The 1,559-nt window shown below is 61.6% G+C and carries 1 pseudogene; it reads left to right on the forward strand.

Annotation, left to right across the window (positions count from 1 at the left end):
* A pseudogene (locus tag NW827_RS01885) lies at nt 1-1,559 on the forward strand (hypothetical protein); the annotation flags it as partial.

Consider the following 1,559-nt stretch of genomic DNA (forward strand, 5'->3'; position numbering starts at 1 on the left):
CTCCGCCTTGGGCAACCCGGTGCTGGATACCTCCCGCTGGGTGATGGTGGCTCCCCTCCAACCTTGCCCAGTTCCCTCGAAAGACGGTAAGCCGATAGGTGGCGGCCTGCTGGCCGAGTACTACAACGGCTGGATCACCAACCCGCGGAACCAGTACGACCCCAATACGGGGTTTGCCAGCACTGGCGCTGTAGGCCCTTTGCTCTCGAATGCTCAAAATAAAAACCTGCCCTACCTGCGGGCGGTGCGCTGGCCGGATCCAGTGTTCCCGGCCCAGGGGGTGCCGGATGCCATCGGTCAATACAACAACGGCTACACCAGCAGTGCGCCCCGCTGCAATGTAAATAGCACCGACAGCAGGGAACACTGGGCCTGCGTGCGCGACGCTATCAGTAACGACAATGGCACCGTCAATCCAAGCAGCTTTGCCCGCAGCGGTTCTGGTTTCCCCTCGTGGGGTGGCTTCCAGTACCAGTTCGGCAGCAGCACGTCGCTGAATTCCAACTCTCCCTTCAAGCGAGGGCTGTACAGCAATTCCACTTGCAGCGGCGATTTGTATGACATTCTGCAGCCCCTTTGCCGCCTGTCGGTGCCAATTCTCGTGCCGCCGAATCGTTGGCAGGATCTTCTTCAGGAGCCTCGGCCACCTTTCATCCCACCTGATCCTAGTCCGGATCGCCGGGATCGCGGCGACTGGTTCTGGATGCCCAGTTGCGGAGAGCTAGACGGCAACAACAACTTGCCGAACGCGCCCATCGATGCGGATGACATCGGCTATTCCTATGTGCCTGTCGGCAGCCCTCGCATTGGATACGACCTCAATAGGCTGCTCCCCAACGGACAGGGAACTAGCGAGCTCCGATTCAACCCCAACCAGTTCAACTTCCTACGCTCCTGCTGGCGGCGCAGAAGCGGTGTATCTGGCAGTGGCAACAACAACGGCAACGATTTCTTCGTCGTCCGCTGGGTAGGGGAGCTCTATCCCCGCTGGCCGGGCCTGCAGAGCTACCACATCCTCGATGGTGATGATGGCGTGCGGTTGATCATCCGGCGCAACCTCAACTACAACCCTCCCAACCCCGCGGAGCCACCCATCTTCAAATACAGCGTTGAGAAAGGCACTGACCTTAGGCTAGGGACGGACGCGGCAGGTGCCGAAGCCTGGTCAGATGGCGGCGGCAAGCAGGTCACCCTGCGCCTGGAGCTGGACTGCGCGGATCCATCCCAGGACTCTCCCTACCTGGTAGAGATCCAGACCTATGAAAATACCGGCACTGCGCGATTGCGCTTTGCTACCCGCGATGGCAGCGATCAGGAAAACTATGACCTGCGCTACCTGAAGCCGCTGCCGCCGGAGAACAAACCTTGCCTGCCGAGCGGAACTCCACCGGATCTTGAGCGTCAGCGTCTCTGCTTCAACCCGACGCCGACGCCCACGTCGACGCCCACGTCGACGCCCACACCCACGCCGACGCGGACACCCACGCCAACCCCAACGCCGACGCGGACACCCACGCCAACCCCAACGGAGCCGCGTACGCTCCGGCCAACCCCGAGCG

The sequence above is a fragment of the Synechococcus sp. H70.1 genome, assembly GCF_047502705.1.
Lineage (GTDB): Bacteria > Cyanobacteriota > Cyanobacteriia > Thermostichales > Thermostichaceae > Thermostichus.